We start from the raw sequence: 20,156 nt of genomic DNA, 5'->3' as shown, positions 1-20,156 counted from the left end.
TAATTTCAGTAATCTGTTTAATTTTGTAAAAGCGCATTTCAAAAAAACTTAAGAAAGCAGCCGTTGCAAGTTACTGCTGAAGCACCAATTCCTGATTGAGTCGTGCCGGAAATTGACGGATCCTTAATGGCTAGAAAAAGATTATATTGTGTTACCTTTTTGATATGTTATATCATAACAAATATCAATTCTACTAATTTAAATCAAAATGATGCCAACTGATCGACTACCGGTGACTGTGCTTTCCGGGTTTCTAGGTGCGGGTAAAACGACCGTACTGAGTCATATTCTGAATAACCGGCAAATGCTGCGTGTTGCGGTCATTGTGAATGATATGAGCGAAATCAATATTGATGCTTCCATCATCGAGAAAGAAATTTCATTTAACCGCGCAGAAGAAAAACTCATTGAAATGAGCAATGGCTGCATTTGCTGCACATTGCGCGAAGATTTGCTCATCGAAGTACGGCGGCTAGCTATCGAGAAAAAGTTCGATTATCTGGTTATTGAATCTACAGGTATATCCGAACCGCTACCGATCGCGGAAACATTTACATTCGCTGACGAAAAAGGAATCAGTCTATCCGATATCGCCCGGCTAGATACCATGGTAACGGTTGTGGATGCGGTTAATTTCATGAAGGATTTTGAAGAAGCGAGAATGCTTCAAGAGACAGGGGAAAGCTTGGGAGAAGATGATGAGCGCAGTGTCGCTGATCTCCTGATTGATCAAGTGGAATTCTGTGATGTCATTTTGATCAACAAAATTGACTTGATCAGTCCGGGTGAGTTAATTCAACTCCAAGGTATCTTGCGCAGTTTGAATACTGAAGCTGAAATTATTGCCATCCAAGATGGCCGGGTTGAATTGCACAAGCTTTTAAACACCGGAAAATTCAGTTTTGAGCATGCGCAACAAGCGCCCGGCTGGTTAAAGGAGATGCGCGGCGAACATATACCCGAAACGGAAGAGTACGGCATCAGCAGTTTTGTTTACACAGCCAGGAAACCGTTCCATCCACAACGGTTCTACGATTTCATCCATCAACCTTGGTCAGAAGGAAAATTACTTCGGTCAAAGGGATATTTCTGGCTGGCAACCCGGCCGGATTATGCGGGCCAGTGGAGTCAAGCCGGTGGCATCGCGCACTATGGCTATGCCGGTATGTTTTGGAAAGCTGTGCCCAGGAATGAATGGCCGCACGATGAAGATTATTTGAAATCGATACTGGAGAAATGGCAAGAGCCGCACGGAGACCGGCGGCAAGAATTGGTTTTTATCGGTCAGAATATTGATCAACAAGCGATATGCCAATGGCTGGATGAATGTTTGGTGACCGATGAAGAATCGCAAGCTGGCGAGAAAGATTGGTTAACTTTGGAAGATCCATTTCCTGCGTGGATTGATCAATAAAAATTGCTTTGATTCTTAACTGAATTTAGGGATTTGCACATAGAATTTCTCTAGCGTGATATGCTTTTACCGGTTAATCACAAGAAGTATTTCTGATCATTCCGGATACTGAAATTTTTAAAAATGTCAGTCGATATCGAACAAATCATCAAAAAATCACGGGAAGTTTGTGCGTCGGCAGGAACAAAATTAACGCACAAGCGAAAAAACGTGCTCATGGTGTTGTTGGCTTCTGCTACGCCCCTTTCGGCTTATGAAATCGTGGATCGATATAAAGCGCAATTCCAGGAATCGTTACCGGTGATGTCCGTTTATCGCATGCTGGATTTCCTGATTCAGGAAAAATTGGTTCATAAACTGGAAACTGCCGGTCAGTATATGTCGTGTGCGCACATTGCATGCGATCATCAGCATGAAACACCGCAATTTCTGATTTGTGATCGCTGCGGCAGTGTCAAGGAAGTCGGCATCAAGAAGCCCATCATCGAGGAACTTGAACGTAGCATTCAAAGCACCGGTTTTATGTTGGCACAAAAACAGCTGGAACTGCATGGAGTTTGTGAGCACTGCCAAAGCCATCCAGTCTGAGCGCTGTCTTGTGGTTTGCTACTCAGCGTGCTGAAGGACTGTGGATACAGTTACAAAACCATCATCACCGATTCCGGTTTCGCTGCTGACTGGTTTTTTAGGCAGCGGCAAAACTACGGTGTTAAACCATTTGGTTCAGCAGCCACTGTTCAGACGAACCCTGGTTGTGATTAACGAGTTTGGTGCAATCAGCCTGGACCATTTACTGGTTGCGCATAGCAATGAAACGTTGGTGATGGAAGTGGGAGATGGTTGTATCTGCTGCGCGATGCGCGGTGATTTGGCCAAGGTGCTTAAAGATATCACCTGGCGCTTTTCCCGCAATGGGGTACGCAACTACGACAGGGTGATCATCGAAGCCACCGGATTGGCTGATCCGGCTCCGATTTTACATACCTTAATGACGGACAAAAACATTACTGCGCATTATCGCTTGGATGCGGTTGTCACTACCATCGATTGTATCCATGCGATGGATACACTGGATCATCATCCCGAAGCCGTCAAGCAAGCTGCGGTAGCAGACCGGATTATTTTGACCAAAAGCGATTTAATCGATGAACAGCAACGCCGTACGTTGCAACAGCGCTTGGCGATTCTGAATCCCGCCGCTACACAATTACTGGCTGTAAACGGTCAGGTGAATGGGCCATCGGTATTCAGTACTAACTTATTTTCGATAGATCAAAAAACGCCGGATGTTGTCAGGTGGCTGAATGCGGAAGCGTATGCCGGAAATCCTTCAAGCCGGTACAAATTTGTGCGGTATGGTGCGGCGCAAACTTTGTATTCTTCCAAGAGATCCATCGTTAAACAACCGGATATTAATCGCCATGATGATCATATTTTGTCTTATTGTTTTACTTTTGACGAACCGATCGATCCCGAATGGTTTGAGGATTGGCTGAATTTGCTGATGGCGGTCAAAGGCGCGGATATTTTGCGCATCAAAGGGATAGTGAATATGAAGAATCGTGCGGGTCCGATAGTTATTCATGGGGTTCAGCATATTTTTCATCCTCCGGTGGAATTGACGGGATGGCCATCGGATGATCGGCGCACCCGCATTGTATTCATCACCCGGAATGTCCCTCGTTCAGCGATCGAGGATACATTTTCCGCATTGACCGGATGCGCGGCATTACCGGCAAACACCCATTAGCGGTTTGCGCTAACGGGCGGGATTTTCTGCCTGCAATACTTGAATATGCGCGGCCGCACAGCGTGCTAATGACTTTAAATCGTATCCCCCCTCCAACGCCGAAACAATACGGCCGTGTGCACAGTGATCGGCAATAACCTTGATCTGCCGCGTGATCCAGACATAGTCTTCGTCTTCAAGTTGCAGCTGCGCCATGTCGTCGTCGCGATGCGCATCGAATCCGGCGGAGACGAAAATCATCTCCGGTTTGAAGCGGTCGAGTGCCGGTAACCAGTGATCGGTGACCGCTTGGCGGAATGCCGCACCGTTGCAGCCGCGCGGCAGCGGCACGTTGATCATGCGTTCGGTGGCGCTGTTTGCGCCGCTGTAGGGATAAAACGGGTGCTGAAACGTCGAGCACAGCATGACGTGCGGGTTGTCGTGGAAAATCTCTTCGCTGCCGTTGCCGTGGTGCACGTCAAAATCCAGAATGGCAACGCGTTGCAGATGATGCTGCGCAATGGCGTGCGCCACCCCGGCCGCGATATTGTTGAACAGGCAGAATCCCATGGCACGGTCCGATTCCGCATGATGACCGGGCGGACGGACGGCGCAGAATGCGTTATTGACGGTACCGGCCAGAACCAGATCGGTGGCCAGTACAACCGCCCCCGCTGCATGTAACGCGGCACTGAGTGAAAAAGCATTCATCGCGGTATCCGCATCCAAGGCAATCAAACCGGTTGCCGGAGCAGCCTGGCGGATGCTTTCAATGTATTCCGGAGTATGCACGCGCGCCAATTGTTCCGTCGTGGCCAGGGGTGCCTCGTAGCGCTGCAATTGTGCCAGCAGCCCGGTGGCTTTCAATTCGTTTTCAATGACGATTAAGCGCTGTGGACACTCCGGATGGGCCATGCCCATGTCATGCTTGAGACAATCCGGGTGGGTGATATACGCTGTTTGCACGCTATTCCTTGTTACGTTGAAATTCGATGTCGAGCGGAATCCTGGGTCATGCCGGCAGGTGCGGAAAGCCAAAGTTTATACAATCAAACGGCTATACCATGATAAATTATCACTATCCTGAATAATAGCTGTTATCTGTTACGTTTAATTGCATTTTTTCGTCATATGGGGAGTCGTTGATGAATGAGTTTATTGCCAAAATATTGAAGTTTGTTTCGTTTGAATCGCTGGTGGAAAGAGGCTGGCTGGAAATTGCGGAAATTTTAATGCCGGTTTTCCTTTTGGCTTTGGTATTTCTTGGGCTGAGTTTTTATATCCAGCACAAACGCTGGAAAACGGCGGCCTCTATTGTATGCGCTCTGATCGGACTGGTTTATTTGCCGTACGAGTTTTACCGCCAATCGATGGTATCCGCGAGAGCGAATGCCAATGTCAGTGAGATTCAAGGCAGTTTGCAGAGTTATCTGGATTCGGCCAGCTTATCGCACGCCAAGGGGATAGCGGATAAGGAAGCGGCTGCGAGTATATTGGACGAGATGATTCATGGCCTGAATCAGGAGAAGAAAAAAGAACTGGTGCTGATTTCCTGGCTGGTTGCGGAAAATGAAAAGTATGCGCTGAATCAGATTGACAGCAAGCAGAAATCGCTCGGCGACGACATAAAGTCTAATTTGGCTGCGGCAAAAGTTGAAATTATCGACTCACGTCCGCCGGTTGATAAAATTTCCGACTCTATCGTCAAAAAGCTGGATGACGACGTCAAAGTCTTAATTGAAAGAAAAATGCAGGGATTCAAGCAGGAAATCGATAGTTCATTGGACGGTTTTAAAGAGAGCATTAATACCTTCGTTCAGGGAGAGCTGAATAATTACCAAACGAGGTTAGCCGGAATTACGCAACAGAATGTCGATGAATTAAGAAATTACTCCAACAAGGCCAATCAGGCGTTTACTGAGCAAGTCAATAAAATCAATCAGGTTTCGTTGAAAAAACTGGATGCGACCAAAGAAAGCATAGAGGGCGTTGGCGCTGCTTCGGATACCAATTTGAAGAATATCGCGCAGCAGGTCAAACAACTGTCGGCTTCGCTCGAGATTGCGCAGAAAAAGAACGATATTTTGTTTGAATATAACGAATGCATGCGAATGAAGGGGGTATTGGATCTGGGTGGAAAAGGCGAGCAATGCAAATCCAAGTATCAGCAGGATTTGTCTGGTTTGAAATAGTCAATCGCTGCCGGTCTGATGGCAGTTATTTGAGATAACCATCAGGCCGTGTCGGCCATCGTCATGTGCGCAGCATGACCAGCATTGTCAGATAGAAGATGTACGCAGTTACAAAAATAATCCCTTCATTGCGCGATACCATCCGCTCACTGCGAAATACCGGCAGGCAAGCAACGGCGACGATTGCCGCTAGCGGCAAATCGATCCATAAAATATCATCCTCAACGCCGATTCCACCAGGGGCGGCCAGCGTAGTCAAACCCAGGATCACCAGAATGTTGTAGATACTGCTGCCGATCAAGTTGCCGATCGCCACGTCCCGGTCATTCCGGTAAGTGGCTACGAGTGTCGTTACCAGTTCCGGCGCGGATGTGCCGATAGCAACGATTGTCAATCCGATGAAAGTATCGGAGACGCCGTAAGTCTTGGCAATGTTCACCGCCCCCGCGACCAGCAAATCCGCACCTAATACTGTTAGCGCCATACCTGTGAACAACAGCAATGACTGTAGAGCATATTGCGGATACCGGTGTGCTTTGGGAATGGGCTTCTCACCAAATTCCTCCGAAAATTCTTTCTTGGTTGCGGCACTTTCCTTGTGGCTTTCTTTGATCAGCAAGATTGTATAAAACACCGCCGCAAATACCAGCAACATACCTTCGATCCGGGACAGAACGCCGTCAAGCGACATTAGAATCAAAATGAAAGCCGATCCGATCATCACCGGCACATCGAGTTTGATGCTCAGAAGCCGGATTGGCAACGGGCGGATAACCGCACTCAGGCCCAGGATAAACAAAATGTTGAGGATATTGGTGCCAGCGATATTGCCGATCGCTAGCGAACCTTTATCCTCCGCGACCGCCGTGATGCCGACCGCCAGCTCGGGGGTGCTGGTTCCGATCGAAACGATGGTCAAGCCGATAACGATCGGACTGATACCGAGCATTGCGGCCACCCTGGTAGCGCTGCGCAGCAGCATCTCGGCTCCTAGGACGATGACTGCCAAGCCGCCGAGGAAGATGATGGCCGGATGTAATTGGATCATTCGCTTTGCTTATCCGTTGCGGGAACCACGAGTACATCCGAAGAAATCCATTGCAAAACCCGGTTAAGGGGATTTTTGAACAGTGTATCGAACAAACCGGTGTTTTCACTGGAGCCCATCACGACCAGATCGATCGCGTGTCGGCGGACATACCGGGTGAGTGAAGTTTCCAATGCTTCGTCCACCGGTACGATGTGCCTGATTCGTAACCGGGGGATGCCGCTGCCGGTGACGAACCGCTCACAACGTTCATGAACTGCGGAACTGGCAAGTTTTAACGCTGCGCTTTCCGGCGCGGAACCCATCGCTTTGGGACGCTCATGTGCGTAAAACACATCCATGGCGGATTGCGGGAACCACTGCGCGGCGGCAAGCAACGCGGCACTGGAATTCCCGGATAAGTCGGTGACGGCGACAATATTGCGATACGGCCCATGGACACGATTGCGGACGATCAGCAGCGACTGCTCCAATGTCTGTGACAATTTCTCGACAGTGGATCCTAGCAGAAAACGCCCGAGTGGCTCGTCCCGCGCTACGCCGGTTATCACTAATCCAGCGCCGGTTTGCCTGGCAACGAGGGAGATCGAATCCGCAGGCGCGGTTGAGCGGACCAACCGGATGTCGGCGCGCGATCCCATACCCGCCAGATCCTGGCTTAACTGATGACGCGCATCGTGTTGCAAATCAAACGATTGATCGCCTGCGGCCCACGCCAGGATTTGATCCGGCGCGCAGGGAACATCGAAGACATTGAGCGCTGTCAAATGCGACTGCCAAGCCTGCGCCAGCTGGATAGACCGGTCAAGCGCGCGGTCGCAGCGCGGGCTTAGATCGGTCGCCAGCAGCAAATGCGTCGGCGGCGGGAAGGACGGTGAGGGGGGCGCATCTTTTTCCGTACCCGGTTCGCCGGTTTGCATTCCGCCGAGCGTTGCCAATTCCGGAGAACGCGCATCGACGATTACCAAGAGATCGGTTGGCGCTTCGTCCAATACCCGTTTTGTGACGCTTCCCAGCAATAATTCTTCGGTAACGTGCGTACCATGCTTGCCCATAACGATCAGATCGCAATCTTGACGTTCGGCTTGATTGAGGATGGCGCGCGTGGCGTCGCCACACTCCACCTGCGCTTGATACTGATCTTCCGTCAAGCCTGCATTCCGGGCCAGCTCGTGCAGTAAATGCAACGCTTTCTCGCAGGCTTCGTGCCGGTAGCGTTTAATGTCATTTTGGGTGATGCCGGCGTAATTCAACAACCCTTCGAACGGCACGTCGAATGCATGGAACAGCACGATACCGGCATCGGGAGCGATCTCACGGGTTATCCGGAGGGCAAGTTCCGAGGCCGGCGAAAAATCGATCGCCAGTAAAGCTTTCTTGTACGAGCCGCGGACGCCGGTTTTCACAATCAATACCGGGCAATGGCATTTGTGCAGCAGATGCGAGGCGGTCGAGCCAATTAGAAGTCGGCGCAATACGTTATCCCCGCGGGAACCGGCAATGACAAGATCCGCGCTCGTTGAGGCGGCGCAAGCCGGGATCGCCGCGGCGGGCAATCCCTCCTCGACTAGAATTTCCGCAGCCACTCCGCGGTTGCGGGAAGTATCGGAAATGATCGAATGCAATTCATTACGCTGCTTATCGATCAGTTTGCTCGTGACGGCGGCAGCCTGGTCTCCGATAAGATCCTGCAGCGAACCCAAAGCGTTCAGCCCGAGAGCATGCATGACCGTGCAGTGGGCCGAAGTTATCCCGGAAATATCGAAGCCTCGCTCGATGGCCTGCAAGGATGGGGATGACAAATCCGTTGCAACAAAGACATGGTTAATCAGTTTCATTAATAGCGCTCCTTTGCGTATGGAATATATGCAACCGGCTTTTCACAAACGGTCGATTCTGGCGATACGCAGGAAAGTTTTTTCCGCTTCAACGCACAGGAACAATAGTAAGCCCAAGCTGAGTATAGCCGCCCAGGAATGAATATCGAGTGTGACACTTTTGAACAGATGATGCATCGGTGCTGTGTAGGTAAAGGCGAGTTGCAGTACGATCAGAATGCCGGACACCAGCAGAACCGCCGGGTTGCCGCGTAGCGTTTCCAGTCTGAATGCGTGTGCCGTAAAATGACGGACATTGAATAGGTAAAACAGTTCGCACACCACAATCATATTGACTGCAGCGGTGCGTGCCGTATCGAGGCTGCTGCCGCGTTGCAATTCCCAATTGAAGATGGCGAATGTCGCGGCTACCATCAAAACGATCACAAACAGAATCCGCAACCCGAGTGCTTGCGTGATCAAAGGTTCGTCGGGCGGGCGTGGCGCAAGCGTCATGACACCCCGCTCCGCCGGTTCAAATGCCAAAGCCAATGCCAGCGTGACCGACGTGACCGTGTTTACCCATAGGATCTGACCGGCGGTTACCGGTAGCGGCAAACCAGCAAAGATCGCCAGCAGAATGACACCGGCTTCGCCGCCATTGGTAGGCAGCATGTGCATCAGCGATTTCTTGATATTGTCGTAAACCACGCGGCCTTCGCGGATAGCGCTGGCAATCGTGGCGAAGTTGTCATCCGTCAAAACCAGATCGGATGCTTCGCGGGCAGCATCGGTGCCTTTTTGACCCATGGCGACTCCTATGTCAGCCGCCTTCAATGCCGGCGCGTCATTTACACCGTCTCCGGTCATTGCCACGAGATGGCCCTGCGACTGCAAGGCGGTGATCAGCCGCAGTTTATGCTCCGGTGTGGCGCGGGCAAAGATGTCAGTGGTGAGCGCATGTTCACGTAACGCGCCGTCATCCAGGTTTTCGATCGCATCACCCGTCAGGGTTCGTCCGGAAACCAGGCCGAGCTGGCTGCCGATCGCCGCCGCCGTGATCGCATGATCGCCAGTCACCATCTTGACCCTCACACCCGCCGAGAGGCATTCGGCGACTGCTGCAATCGCTTCTTCCCGGGGCGGATCAATGATGCTCACCAGCCCCAACAGCTCAAAGCGAGGCATGATGTCGCTGGCTTCAATGTCTTGCCGGTTCTCTAACCATTGCGCTTGGGCGAACGCTAACACCCGTTCACCTGCTTGAGCAGCGCGGGTGACGGCGGCTTCCCAGTAATCGCGATCGATAGCAGTGCCGCCGGATTGCGTTTTACAGAGCACGAAGACGCGTTCCGGTGCGCCTTTCAAAAACAATAGGTGGCGTCCGCCGTGATCGTGATTCAGCGTGACCATGTATTGACGCTCGGATTCGAACGGAATCGCGTCGACGCGAGGCCACTGCGGCGCAGTGCCGGACGGTTCCATGCCCGCTTTGTGAGCCAGCGTCATTAAGGCGCCTTCCGTCGGATCGCCGGTCAGCGTCCAGTTGCCGACGGCATCATGATGAATCCGGGCGTCGTTGCAAAGCAGCGCGCATCGCGCCAAATCCTCGAATCCGGCAATGGCTGCCGGGTCGATACTGACACCGTTGATGTGAAAGCCGCCGTCCGGCGCATATCCTGCGCCTGACACCGTTATCTCACAACCGGCCAATACCAGCCGGACGGCGGTCATTTCATTCCGGGTCAGCGTACCGGTTTTGTCGGTACAGATCACCGAAACCGAGCCGAGGGTTTCGACTGCCGGCAGACGTCTGACAATGGTTTTCTTGCGCGCCATGACCCGGGTGCCGATCGCCAGAACGATTGTCACGATGGCCGGCATACCTTCGGGAATCGCGGCGACTGCCAGTCCGACAACTGCGAGAAACAAATCGAATAATGGAAGTTGAGCGATGTAATAACCGTACAACAGCGTTACTGCCGCGACCCCCAAAATGAAAGCAGTGATTTGCCGAGCAAACTGATCTAGCCGCCGTGTCAGCGGCGTCACCAGGCTTTTGACATCGCTGACCATCGCACCGATGCGTCCGATTTCCGTAAGCACGCCGGTAGCGACAACGATGCCTTGCGCTTGACCATAACTCACCAGCGTCCCGGAATAGCACATATTGGTCCGGTCCGCCAGATTGGCTTGCTGGGATATGGCGGCCGATTCCTTCTCGACCGGTGCCGATTCGCCCGTGAGAGCGGATTCGATGACTTGTAGATTCCGCGTATGAATCAGGCGCAAGTCAGCGGGAATTTTGTCGCCTGATTCCAGCAACACCACATCGCCGGGAACCAGTTGTGCCGCATCGATGTGCTGGCGCTCGCCGTTGCGCACGACCGCAGCGCGTGCTGCCAGCATATCGCGGACTGCGTCGAGCGCCCGCTCAGCCTTACCTTCCTGGACGAATCCGATGACGGCGTTAATGACGACAACGCCAAGAATGACCAGCGCATCGACTAATCCGCCTAATGCAAGGGTAACCGATCCAGCCAGCAACAGAACGTAGATCAGAGGATTGTGAAACTGCAGAAGGAATCTAAGCCACGCTGCCCGGTGGACCGGTTCCGGCAGACGGTTTTCGCCGAAATCGCTCAAGCGCCGAGCGACCTCTTGCGTCGTCAACCCCGATTGTTTGGAAGTTTTCCAGATAGCGGTGACTTCATCGGGCGGCAATGCATGCCATGCCAATCCGTTGAGGTTTTTGCCGGATGATTTTTCATCGTGTTTCGCAGCGTTATTTTCCATCGTTATGCTGATTCCTCATCGTCAGTACATGGAACCTCAATCAAGGTGCGGGAAACCCAATCCGTATTGTAATCCTCATCCGGCGTGAAATAGCGCTCGCGCATTGGGCAATCAGCGAGCGAGCGGCCGTATCGGGTAAGTTTGCGGCAACAACGGTGGCAATCGTGTTCAAATCATGAAACATAAGCGCTTGTGTGATGGGAGTGCCGGCTAAAATAAAACGCTATGGTGCAGGGTTTATGCTTGCGGGTAATTTCCTACCAAGATGGAAATACACGAAAATTTTACTGGCAATCACTGGTAGAGTAAACCTTGGTGTGGCAATGATTCATTTAATCAATTAATTCCAAATGATAATCTCTCATCGCCGCAAGGATCGGTGTCGTTCTGACAATAAATGCTCATCAAACGGAATTGTAGCTGACGGACTCAATCAGTTGCTGTTGATGTTGCAAAGCTGATGTGGCGGTTAATCAATGGGTTAACACTATGATATTCAAAAAAATCATATTTTTATGTCTGCGTAAGCCAGCCGCCGCTCATGCAAAGCTCTTTAGAGTTGATTTAATTGATGCTATGTTTCGAAAATAAATAACGATGTAAGGAAATCGCATGGGGCAGGTAGCAGAAATTGTAGGCCGCGGGTTGGCACACTTCTTAACCAAGCCGGTGCGGCAGAGCGTTCAGGTGGCAACGATCAGTCAGGAAAAACTGGCAGCTACTTTGCAGCCCGGCGATGTGCTGTTGGTGGAGGGGGATACCCGTGTCAGCGTAGCCATCAAATACCTGACGCAATCCACCTGGTCGCATGCCGCCATCTACATTGGGAACGTGCTGCCGCACAGCGCGCCCTGGCAGTTGCCCCAAGTATTGATAGAAGCCGATCTGAAGGAAGGTGTGCGCGCGATAACACTCGCGCACTATGCGCAAATGCATACCCGGATTTGCCGTCCAGTCGGTTTGAACGATGAGGATCGCAAACGTGTGGTGGATTTTGTAATTGCGCGCATCGGCCAGCACTATGATCTCAAGCACATTTTCGATCTTTTGCGCTATTTGCTGCCGACCATGCCGGTTCCGACACGGTTCCGCAGACGTATGCTAGCCCTCGGCAGTGGAGATCCGACACGGGCGATCTGTTCGACGCTGATCGCGCAAGCGTTTGAGTCGGTGCGCTATCCGATATTGCCGGAGATTCAACGTACCTGGTCGGATGATCCGAGGCATACCGATTGCTACGCGGATATCTACCACATTCGTCATTATAGTTTGTACACCCCGCGCGATTTTGACATTTCGCCCTACTTCGACATTATTAAGCCGGTGATTGAAAATGGTTTTGACTACCGCTCACTGGCTTGGAGCGACAAAGATCGCGAATCTGGTTGTGAATCGGCGGAGTGAGCGTAATTTAAGTAAATTCCACCCCGCTTTGCTGTAATCCGATTAAGTCGATGTTCGTGGCGTTCACCTCGGAATTGGCCGCAATTTCTAGGAGTTGCGCCTGCGATAATGTGCCGCCGCTGCCTGTCAGCAATCCGGCATATAGGTTGTGATCTGCGGGTGACGGTGCGCTGCCGACAACGTTCTGGTACACCGTATCCACAAAAGTGTCATTATCCGGATTACCCAGCACACCGATCACCAGTTGTGAAACTTGCAGCATGCTTTGACCGGAATCGAACAAACCAAGCCCAATGCCGACATAGTCCGGGTGCGCCTGAATGGTTGGCGCATCGAATGCCGCGCCGATCAGTCTGACCGTGTTGCCGGCAGCTTGGCCGTCATTGAGGTCGATCGCGACTTTTTGATCGGCAAATTGAAAACGTTCGATACCGGTGAGCGTATCGTTACCCTCTGTCCCGGAAACCGTCATGCCCAAGCTTGTGCCGAGAACGGTGTAATTCGCACGGTTGCCGCTATAGATGGCAGTGTCGGCCCCCAAACCGCCATTCAGCGTGTCATTGCCTTCCAAGCCATTCAACGTATCGTTTCCACCGGCTGCAAGAATAAAATCATCCCCGGGTGTGCCGGTCAAATTGTCAGGGTTATCGGTGCCGAACAACACATTGGGAGGTACCGTACCGGTCTCGCCGGAAAAATTGGCGGGAGAATTAGTCCCCGTCGAACCATCCCGGTTGAGTGACTTGATGCCATCGACCGGTAATCCGGCATAAGTTATCGTACCGCCAAACATTCCGGGAAAAGTGACGGTGCCGCTGCCGGTAAACAAAAAGCCGTTCGGCATGATGTAATCAGGTGTAATTAAACCCAGCGCTGAAAATCCTTGCGTTGCAACCAATACGGACTTGTTTAGGGTTGTCTCGCTGGGAAGGTTCGTTGGGAAAGTATACGTGTGGGTGGTGGCGCCACTGGTCGAGGTGAGCGTATGTCCGGCCCATTCGTCCTGATCGTTGGCATCCCCTGTAAATTCGATGAATTGAACGGTTCCGTCAGCATTGGAATACACTTCATTAATGTGAAATACGTGGAATGTCATTTTCTTCTCCCTCCTTTAAGCTGGAATATGGCAGCCAATCCATTGAAGCTGCTGACATGATATAACGATAAGCGGAAATGAAAAACTGTATCTGCAGGATATTGGATCACTCCAGGGTAAGCGGATCCATCGTGACATGGCATCAAATGATCCGATTAAAAATACTTTTTCCGGTTGCTGTGTGCAATGGAATTTCGTTTTAATCTTCAATGTGATAATCTTTATCGTGCGATATGAAAACCAGCGCGCGCTCACTTGCTTCAAGTTCTTGAAACTCATACATTATGTTTTCATATTCCAAGATAGTGCTTTAGCTCATTAAATCAGCCAACCTCCCTTGGATATGGAACAACAACGCGTAGAAAAATCATTATTTTTACTGGCCACGCAAATATTATTGCTGGCATCGGTGTATTTCGCCGGGGGAAAAGCAGGATTAAACGCACCTTATCTAGGTTCAAGTATCACCTTGTTTTGGCCGCCTTCCGGAATCGCTTTGGCGGCACTGTTGCTATGGGGATTGCCCTGCTGGCCGGGTATATTCCTGGGTGCGCTTGTCACAAACCTAGCTACCGGTGATCTCACCTCGCACGTTGCTTTGGCAATCGCTATAGGCAATACCGCAGGTCCGGTATTGGGGGCATTGTTGCTCAGAAAAGTGATGGGCTTTCAAAATAGCTTTATACGCGGACGCGATGTAACGACCTTCCTGTTGATCGGGCCAGGCAGTATGTTGCTGACCGCCAGTATCGGTGTTTTTGCGTTGTATGCCGGTGGAATGCTGCCATTTGATGTGCTCTCGCGCGCCTGGGTCGGCTGGTGGCTTGGAGATACTGTGGGTGTTCTGGTGTTCACGCCATTCCTGTTGTTCCTGATGAATCTCCGGCGAACCCAGGTATCGCCGTCACAGATCAAACTGGAATTTATTGTAGTGCTGGGCAGTTGTGTTTGCCTGACGTGGCTGATATTCGGCGGTATTACGGCCATCAGCCAGCTCATGCTGCCGCTGGCTTTTCTGGTTTTTCCCCCTTTGATATGGGCGGGTTTACGTTTAAATGCATTAGAGACTTTTATTGTGGTTCTGGCGATTGCCTCGATTGCTGTCATGGGCACGGCGAAAGGGTTCGGTCCTTTCTCCGGAGGGGATTTCCAGCTTGATCAATTAGTGTTATGTGTTTTTGTTGCAACGATTACGCTCATCGCTTTTATGATGATCGGTATCCAGGCGAATCAGCGTCAGGCGGAGCAGCAATTGCAGGATAGCGAATCACGCTTGCGTCTGGCGCTGGCGGCGGCAAATCAAGGGCTGTACGATTTGAATGTGCAAACCGGGGAAGCGATAGTCAGTCCCGAGTATGCCCGCATGCTGGGTTATGATCCGCAATCTTTTGTGGAAACGGATAGGCGCTGGTTAGAACGTACGCATCCGGCAGACCGGGATGCCGCTTACCAAGTTTACAGCGACTACATCGGCGGTTTACGCGAAGATTACCGGGTGGAATTCCGGCAACTTACGCAACAAGGTGAGTGGAAATGGATACTCTCGCTGGGAAAAATCGTTGCATGGAATCAGCAAGGCCAGCCGCTGCGCATGCTCGGTACGCATACCGATATCAGTGAACAAAAACGCGCGGAAGAAGAATTAAGCACGGCTTTGGAAGAATTGAAAGTGTCCGAGCGCCACCAACGGGAATTGCGTGTGCTGGCAGAACGGGAACAAAGCCGCATGGGCGCATTACTTTCCGCCATGAACATGGGCATTTTGTTTGAAGACAATGAACACCGCGTGGAGTATGTCAATCCGGCATTTTTACGGATGTGGGGTATCGGCGAGCACGAGAACTTATTGAATAAGCCAGCCAGGACTATCCTGGAGAGTTCCAGCGAGCGTTTTGCGCAACCCAGTCACGCTTCCAAGCACGTGCTGAATGTGCTGGATACGCATGAAATCAGCGAGCGCTGCGAACTCGAGTTGAATAACGGACGGACGCTCACTCAATTATCGTATCCCGTGAACGACATCGAGGGGCGGATTATCGGGCGCTTATGGATTTACGAGGATATTACGCAAGAGCGGCAAACCGCGCAGCAACTGCTATATCTGGCGGAACGCGATCCATTGACCGGCTTGTATAATCGCCACCGCTTCCAGGAAGAGTTGAACAATCTGATTGCCACTGCATTACGCAACCGGCAGAAATTTGCGCTACTGTATTTCGATCTGGATGACTTCAAATATATTAATGATACTTTCGGGCACAAAGCCGGTGATACCGTTCTAGTCCGGACAGCGGGCGAGATTTCCAGCATCGTGCGGCATATCGAAGTGCTTGCCCGCTTGGGGGGCGATGAGTTTGCCATTCTGAGCCATCTGCAACCGGATGACGATTTGAGTATCCTTCCCGCCCGGATTGTAACCTCCATCTCATCGATCCCGCTGCATTTCCGTGACACCAATATCCGTCTGACGACCAGCGTGGGCGTCGCCGTTTTCCCTGAGCACGGCGAAACAGCCGAAGATTTGGTGGCGCATGCGGATGCAGCGATGTATCAGGCCAAAAATAAGGGCAAGAATACCTGGGCAGTCTACGATCCTCAGCGTGATTCATCGGAAGCCATGATGCACCGGCTGACCTGGTATAACCGGATTGCCCAGGCGCTGGAACAGAATCTTTTTGAAGTTCATTTCCAGGGTGTCTACGAAACCGCTCACAATGCACTGACTCATTTAGAGATTCTCGTCCGGATGCGCGATGTGAATGAACCGGCGCATTTGATCATGCCAGGTCAATTTATTCCCATAGCGGAAAAGAACGGCCAGATTGTCACGATCGACCGCTGGGTGATCAAACGCAGCATCGAACTGCTCAGCGAGAATCCGGATATGCCGCCAGTTGCGATTAATATTTCCGGCCGCACGTTTGACGATCCGGCGATTCCCCAGTACATCCGCAATCTTTTAAGCGAACTGCGCGTGGATCCGGGGCGGTTGATCATCGAGCTGACCGAAACTGCGGCGGTGTCAGACATACAGGACGCGCAACGCTTCATCGAAGCGGTTCATCAAGCCGGTTGTTGTGTTTGCCTGGACGATTTCGGCAGTGGTTTTTCCACGTTCGGTTATCTGAAATACCTGGGAGTCGAAATCCTTAAAATCGACGGGTTGTTTATTCGCGATCTCCCCAATAACCGCGACAATCAGATTTTCGTCAAAGCCATGGTGGAGGTCGCACGCGGGCTTGGCAAGTTAACCGTGGCGGAATTCGTTGAAGACGCGGCTACGCTGAGTATGGTGAAAAATCTGGGAGTCGATCTTGCGCAAGGTTATTATTTTGGCCGCCCAAGCGCGCAAATTCCCGTTAAATCCTGATTCAGGATTCAGCAACGGTTTGGCTTCCTAGCCGAGTTCGGCGCTTATTCTGGCGATACGCGTTTCGCGCACACGCGCATTGATGGCCGCGGGCAATGCCGTGGCATCCGCGATGCGCTGGCTCAATTCGGCAGCAATGGCGCCGGCATCGACGCTTCTGGCTGCTGCGTACGCTTGCTGAAACCGTCCGGCCTGAACATAGGGTTTGGTGGCGTAGCCGGGGCGGCCGTGAAAATCGCACGCGCAAGCCTGCAAAAATTCTTCAAACCGGCCGGGTTTGCGGTAGGCATCGACCGCTTGCAGCATATCCGCCAGCGTGGACGGTTTCAGTTCTGCGGCGCGATGCACGTCGCCATGGTAACGGGCGACCAGTAAAGCCAGATCACGAGCATCCTTGGGTACCCGGATGCGCTCACATACATTTTGCGTCAATTCGATGCTGCGCGCCTCGTGACCGATATGACGCGGCCACTCCTCGGGTGGCGTAGTTCCTTTGCCCAGATCATGCATCAGCGTGGCAAAGCGCACCGGTAGCGAATAGTTTTGCACGGCGGCGTAATCGATCGCCAGCATGATATGCACGCCGGTATCGATTTCCGGATGCGCATGCGCCGGTTGCGGAACGCCGAACAGCACATCGACTTCCGGCATGATGCGCGCCAGCGCGCCGCATTCGCGCAACATGTGGAACATCCGGGATGGATTATTTTCCATCAAACCGCGCGACAGCTCCTGCCAAACGCGCTCCGGCACCAGCGCATCCACTTCGCCGTTATGCACCATGTCGCTCATTAAGGTGAGTGTCTCTGGGGCAGCGTGAAAATTGAAACGCGCGGCAAACCGTGCTGCGCGCAGAATACGCACCGGGTCTTCGGAAAACGCGGGGCTGATATGACGCAGAATACCGGCTTCCAAGTCGGCTACACCGTTGAAAGGATCGATGATGTTGCCATCTTCGTCTTTGGCGATTGAATTGATGGTCAAATCGCGCCGCGCCAGATCTTCCTGCAACGTGACTTGCGGTGAAGTAAACACTTCAAATCCCTTGTAGCCGCGCGAAATTTTCCGTTCTGTGCGTGCCAAGGCATATTGTTCATGCGTTTGCGGATGCAAGAAAACCGGAAAATCCTTGCCGACCGGACGATAACCGAGCTGCTCCATTTCCTCGGGCGAAGCGCCGACGACGACATAATCATGATCTTTGACCGGCAATCCCAGCAGTTCATCGCGAACTGAGCCGCCCACGAGGTAAGTTTTCACGGGTTATTTCGCCCTGACAACGCCCAGGCGCTGCTTGAGTGTCGGCGCATCTTGACCGTGATCGAGCACCTTGGCGTAATACATCGAGTTTTTCAAAACCTTTTTAACGTAATCGCGCGTTTCGTTAAAAGGGATTGTTTCGGCGTAAATCGCGCCTTCCAGCGGCATGGTATTGTCACGCCAGCGTCTGGCGCGTCCGGGTCCGGCGTTATACGCAGCGGAAGCCAGCAGCGGCTGATTGTCCAATGTGCCGAGCACGTGCTTGAGATAATAGGTGCCCAGCTGCAAATTGGTATTCACGTCGACGACCAGGTGCTGGCGGAAATTCGGTATGCCCAATTGCTTGGCCACCCACTCGGCGGTGGCGGGCATCAATTGCATCAAACCGGCTGCTCCGGCGTGCGATTTGATATCCGCAATGAAGCGGCTTTCCTGCCGGATCAAACCGTATACCCAGGCTTCGTCCAGTTCATGTTGCCGCAGAACTTTTTTGAGGGTTTCACGGTGTGGCGATAAGAAACGCAAACTGAAGTCGTGTTGCGCGACGGTACGGTTGGCGGTGTTGATCGCACGGTCATATAGCCCTTGGCGGCGAGCGACTTCCGCCGCGGCCAGCAACTCGGCATCGCTGAAGTTGCGGATGGTCCAGCTCCATTCCCGCAGCGCTTCGGTGCGCAAATTCATGCGCGAGAAAGCCAATGCACGTTGCAGACCGGGGTTACGCTCCATGGCGGATACTTCCGCGTTACTGACGCGGTAAGTTTTGTCCGCGATGGTCAGAATGGTGCCCAGTTCTTCTCTGGCCAGCTGACCATAAAAACTGTGCTCGTTACTGAGCGAAATAAAGATGTCGTTGGCATCCTGCGTTCTGCCTTTGGTTTTTAATGCGCGCGCTTTCCAGTAACGCCAGGTATCGGTTTGCTGTTCGGTGGGTGACATCCGTTCGATGGTTTTCAGTACCTCATCCCAATTGCTGGCGCGCAAAGCTGCGCGAACGTGCCACGCCAGCACGGTATCCGAGGGCGGATAATACGGCGTCATGTTTTGCGCTTCCCGGAACCAATCCAAAGCACGTGAATCATGCCGCATGGCGGCGCGATGTCCGAGTCTTCCGAGGAAATAAGAACGATCGGATGCGGTCAGCTGATCCTTAACTTTCAACCATTGCACATACGCCGGGTTGGTATCGTTGCGCAGCACGCGTAACAGAGCGAACAAGACAATTTCGCGGTCACTGCGTGTTTTGATTTTTCTTTTCAGGGTTTCCAGGTAACGCTGCGGATTCTTCGCGGCATTATTCAACTCGGTGCTGTTCAGCGCTTCAAGGCTAGGTAAATAGCGGTTTGCATGCGTGGCCACGCCGGTTTGATTTTCTTCCAATGCGAGCCGGATTCGCGTCCAGATGTCTTCGACTTTGATCTGGCCATTGGCTATGAGCGCCTGGAAAACGGGCGTGCAGCTATCCGGCAGACTGGCCGGTGTAAACCATAACGCGCGGGCTTCGGCCAGCACTGTACGGTCGTTGGTATTCAGGCGGCGCTGATAGTAATAGCACAATAATTCATTATCTTTATTCACCAGCAGCGGATATTCAGCGTCAAAAAGCGCCCATTGCTGATTCTTGCCCAGCATTTTGAGCCAGTCACCGCGCATCCGGTCTGCAACCAGAGCGCCGTCGTAACGCGACAAGAAATAGCGGATATTTGCGTTATCGGTGGTGCGTAGCAGCATGCGTTGCTGGTAGTAATCTACATAAGGCCATAGCACATGGCGTTGCAACCGCGCGGCGGATTCATCGAGGCGCTTGGCATTGCCCGACTGGAATGCTTCCCGTGCAGTTAAGAAATCAGCATCCTGGCTGGCTGATAACGTTCCCCAATAAGCTAAAAGGATTAGTCCAACAAGATAATTTCTCATAGCTTTTAACCGGATAAACTCAAGGAAGGGTAATTAAGAAACGGATGCAAGTATTTTACAACGAATCAAGCTGGAAGAGCATTGCAAAGTACCGCTGCGGGATGGATGCAAGG

Annotated in this window: 13 protein-coding genes; 6 read left to right on the top strand and 7 right to left on the bottom strand. The window is 52.0% G+C overall.

Annotated features, from left to right (window positions below; all coding sequences use genetic code 11):
- Window positions 1-208: 208 nt before the first annotated feature.
- The 3 genes from zigA (at window position 209) to R2103_RS13740 (ending at window position 3,164) form a co-directional block, all read left to right on the top strand.
- On the top strand, window positions 209-1,414 hold the full coding sequence (gene zigA, locus R2103_RS13750) for a zinc metallochaperone GTPase ZigA (protein ID WP_317531936.1): 1,206 nt from the start codon (window positions 209-211) through the stop codon (window positions 1,412-1,414).
- Window positions 1,415-1,537: 123 nt separating this feature from the next.
- Window positions 1,538-2,002 carry a Fur family transcriptional regulator gene (locus R2103_RS13745; RefSeq protein WP_317531935.1) on the top strand — a complete coding sequence of 155 codons (465 nt, stop codon included), beginning with the start codon at window positions 1,538-1,540 and terminating at the stop codon, window positions 2,000-2,002.
- Between the two features lie 40 nt (window positions 2,003-2,042).
- Entirely contained in the window at window positions 2,043-3,164 is a 1,122-nt protein-coding gene (locus R2103_RS13740) for a GTP-binding protein (RefSeq protein WP_317531934.1), read from the top strand.
- Between the two features lie 9 nt (window positions 3,165-3,173).
- Here the strand turns inward: R2103_RS13740 and R2103_RS13735 are convergent, their stop codons facing one another.
- Window positions 3,174-4,109: a histone deacetylase family protein gene (locus R2103_RS13735; protein ID WP_317531933.1), complete on the bottom strand. Its 936-nt coding sequence runs from the start codon at window positions 4,107-4,109 to the stop codon at window positions 3,174-3,176.
- A gap of 179 nt (window positions 4,110-4,288) precedes the next feature.
- Between R2103_RS13735 and R2103_RS13730 the strand changes: the two genes are divergently transcribed.
- Window positions 4,289-5,335 carry a hypothetical protein gene (locus tag R2103_RS13730; RefSeq protein ID WP_317531932.1) on the top strand — a complete coding sequence of 349 codons (1,047 nt, stop codon included), beginning with the start codon at window positions 4,289-4,291 and terminating at the stop codon, window positions 5,333-5,335.
- 61 nt (window positions 5,336-5,396) lie between these two features.
- Here R2103_RS13730 and R2103_RS13725 read toward each other — a convergent pair whose 3' ends face one another.
- From R2103_RS13725 to R2103_RS13715, 3 genes are read right to left on the bottom strand one after another with little or no spacing between them, the layout of a single operon-like run.
- The gene (locus R2103_RS13725) at window positions 5,397-6,383 is read right to left on the bottom strand and encodes a calcium/sodium antiporter (RefSeq protein WP_317531931.1); all 987 of its coding nucleotides are present in this window, start codon (window positions 6,381-6,383) and stop codon (window positions 5,397-5,399) included.
- Window positions 6,380-8,221, bottom strand: a complete 1,842-nt coding sequence (locus R2103_RS13720) for a universal stress protein (protein ID WP_317531930.1) — start codon at window positions 8,219-8,221, stop codon at window positions 6,380-6,382. The genes R2103_RS13725 and R2103_RS13720 overlap by 4 nt, the downstream gene beginning before the upstream one ends.
- A 42-nt stretch (window positions 8,222-8,263) precedes the next feature.
- A complete protein-coding gene (locus R2103_RS13715; RefSeq protein WP_317531929.1) occupies window positions 8,264-10,996 on the bottom strand; it encodes an HAD-IC family P-type ATPase in 2,733 nt (910 codons plus the stop codon).
- Window positions 10,997-11,608: 612 nt separating this feature from the next.
- Here R2103_RS13715 and R2103_RS13710 point away from each other — a divergent pair.
- Window positions 11,609-12,400: a YiiX/YebB-like N1pC/P60 family cysteine hydrolase gene (locus R2103_RS13710; protein WP_317531928.1), complete on the top strand. Its 792-nt coding sequence runs from the start codon at window positions 11,609-11,611 to the stop codon at window positions 12,398-12,400.
- A gap of 7 nt (window positions 12,401-12,407) precedes the next feature.
- Here R2103_RS13710 and R2103_RS13705 read toward each other — a convergent pair whose 3' ends face one another.
- Complete coding sequence (locus R2103_RS13705; protein ID WP_317531927.1) at window positions 12,408-13,496, bottom strand: calcium-binding protein; 1,089 nt, start codon at window positions 13,494-13,496, stop codon at window positions 12,408-12,410.
- A gap of 343 nt (window positions 13,497-13,839) precedes the next feature.
- Here R2103_RS13705 and R2103_RS13700 point away from each other — a divergent pair, with 343 nt between their 5' ends.
- Window positions 13,840-16,866: an EAL domain-containing protein gene (locus R2103_RS13700; RefSeq protein WP_317531926.1), complete on the top strand. Its 3,027-nt coding sequence runs from the start codon at window positions 13,840-13,842 to the stop codon at window positions 16,864-16,866.
- Between the two features lie 27 nt (window positions 16,867-16,893).
- Here the strand turns inward: R2103_RS13700 and R2103_RS13695 are convergent, their stop codons facing one another.
- Both R2103_RS13695 and R2103_RS13690 read right to left on the bottom strand, forming a co-directional pair.
- A complete protein-coding gene (locus R2103_RS13695) occupies window positions 16,894-18,126 on the bottom strand; it encodes a multifunctional CCA addition/repair protein (protein ID WP_317531925.1) in 1,233 nt (410 codons plus the stop codon).
- Window positions 18,127-18,129: 3 nt separating this feature from the next.
- The gene (locus R2103_RS13690) at window positions 18,130-20,043 is read right to left on the bottom strand and encodes a lytic transglycosylase domain-containing protein (protein ID WP_317531924.1); all 1,914 of its coding nucleotides are present in this window, start codon (window positions 20,041-20,043) and stop codon (window positions 18,130-18,132) included.
- Window positions 20,044-20,156: the final 113 nt, after the last annotated feature.

Origin of the sequence: Nitrosomonas sp. Is24 (assembly GCF_033063335.1) — a bacterium.
Classification (GTDB): domain Bacteria; phylum Pseudomonadota; class Gammaproteobacteria; order Burkholderiales; family Nitrosomonadaceae; genus Nitrosomonas.
The sequence above is the reverse complement of the archived record's forward strand: the minus strand, read 5'-3'. Positions and strand labels throughout refer to the sequence as shown.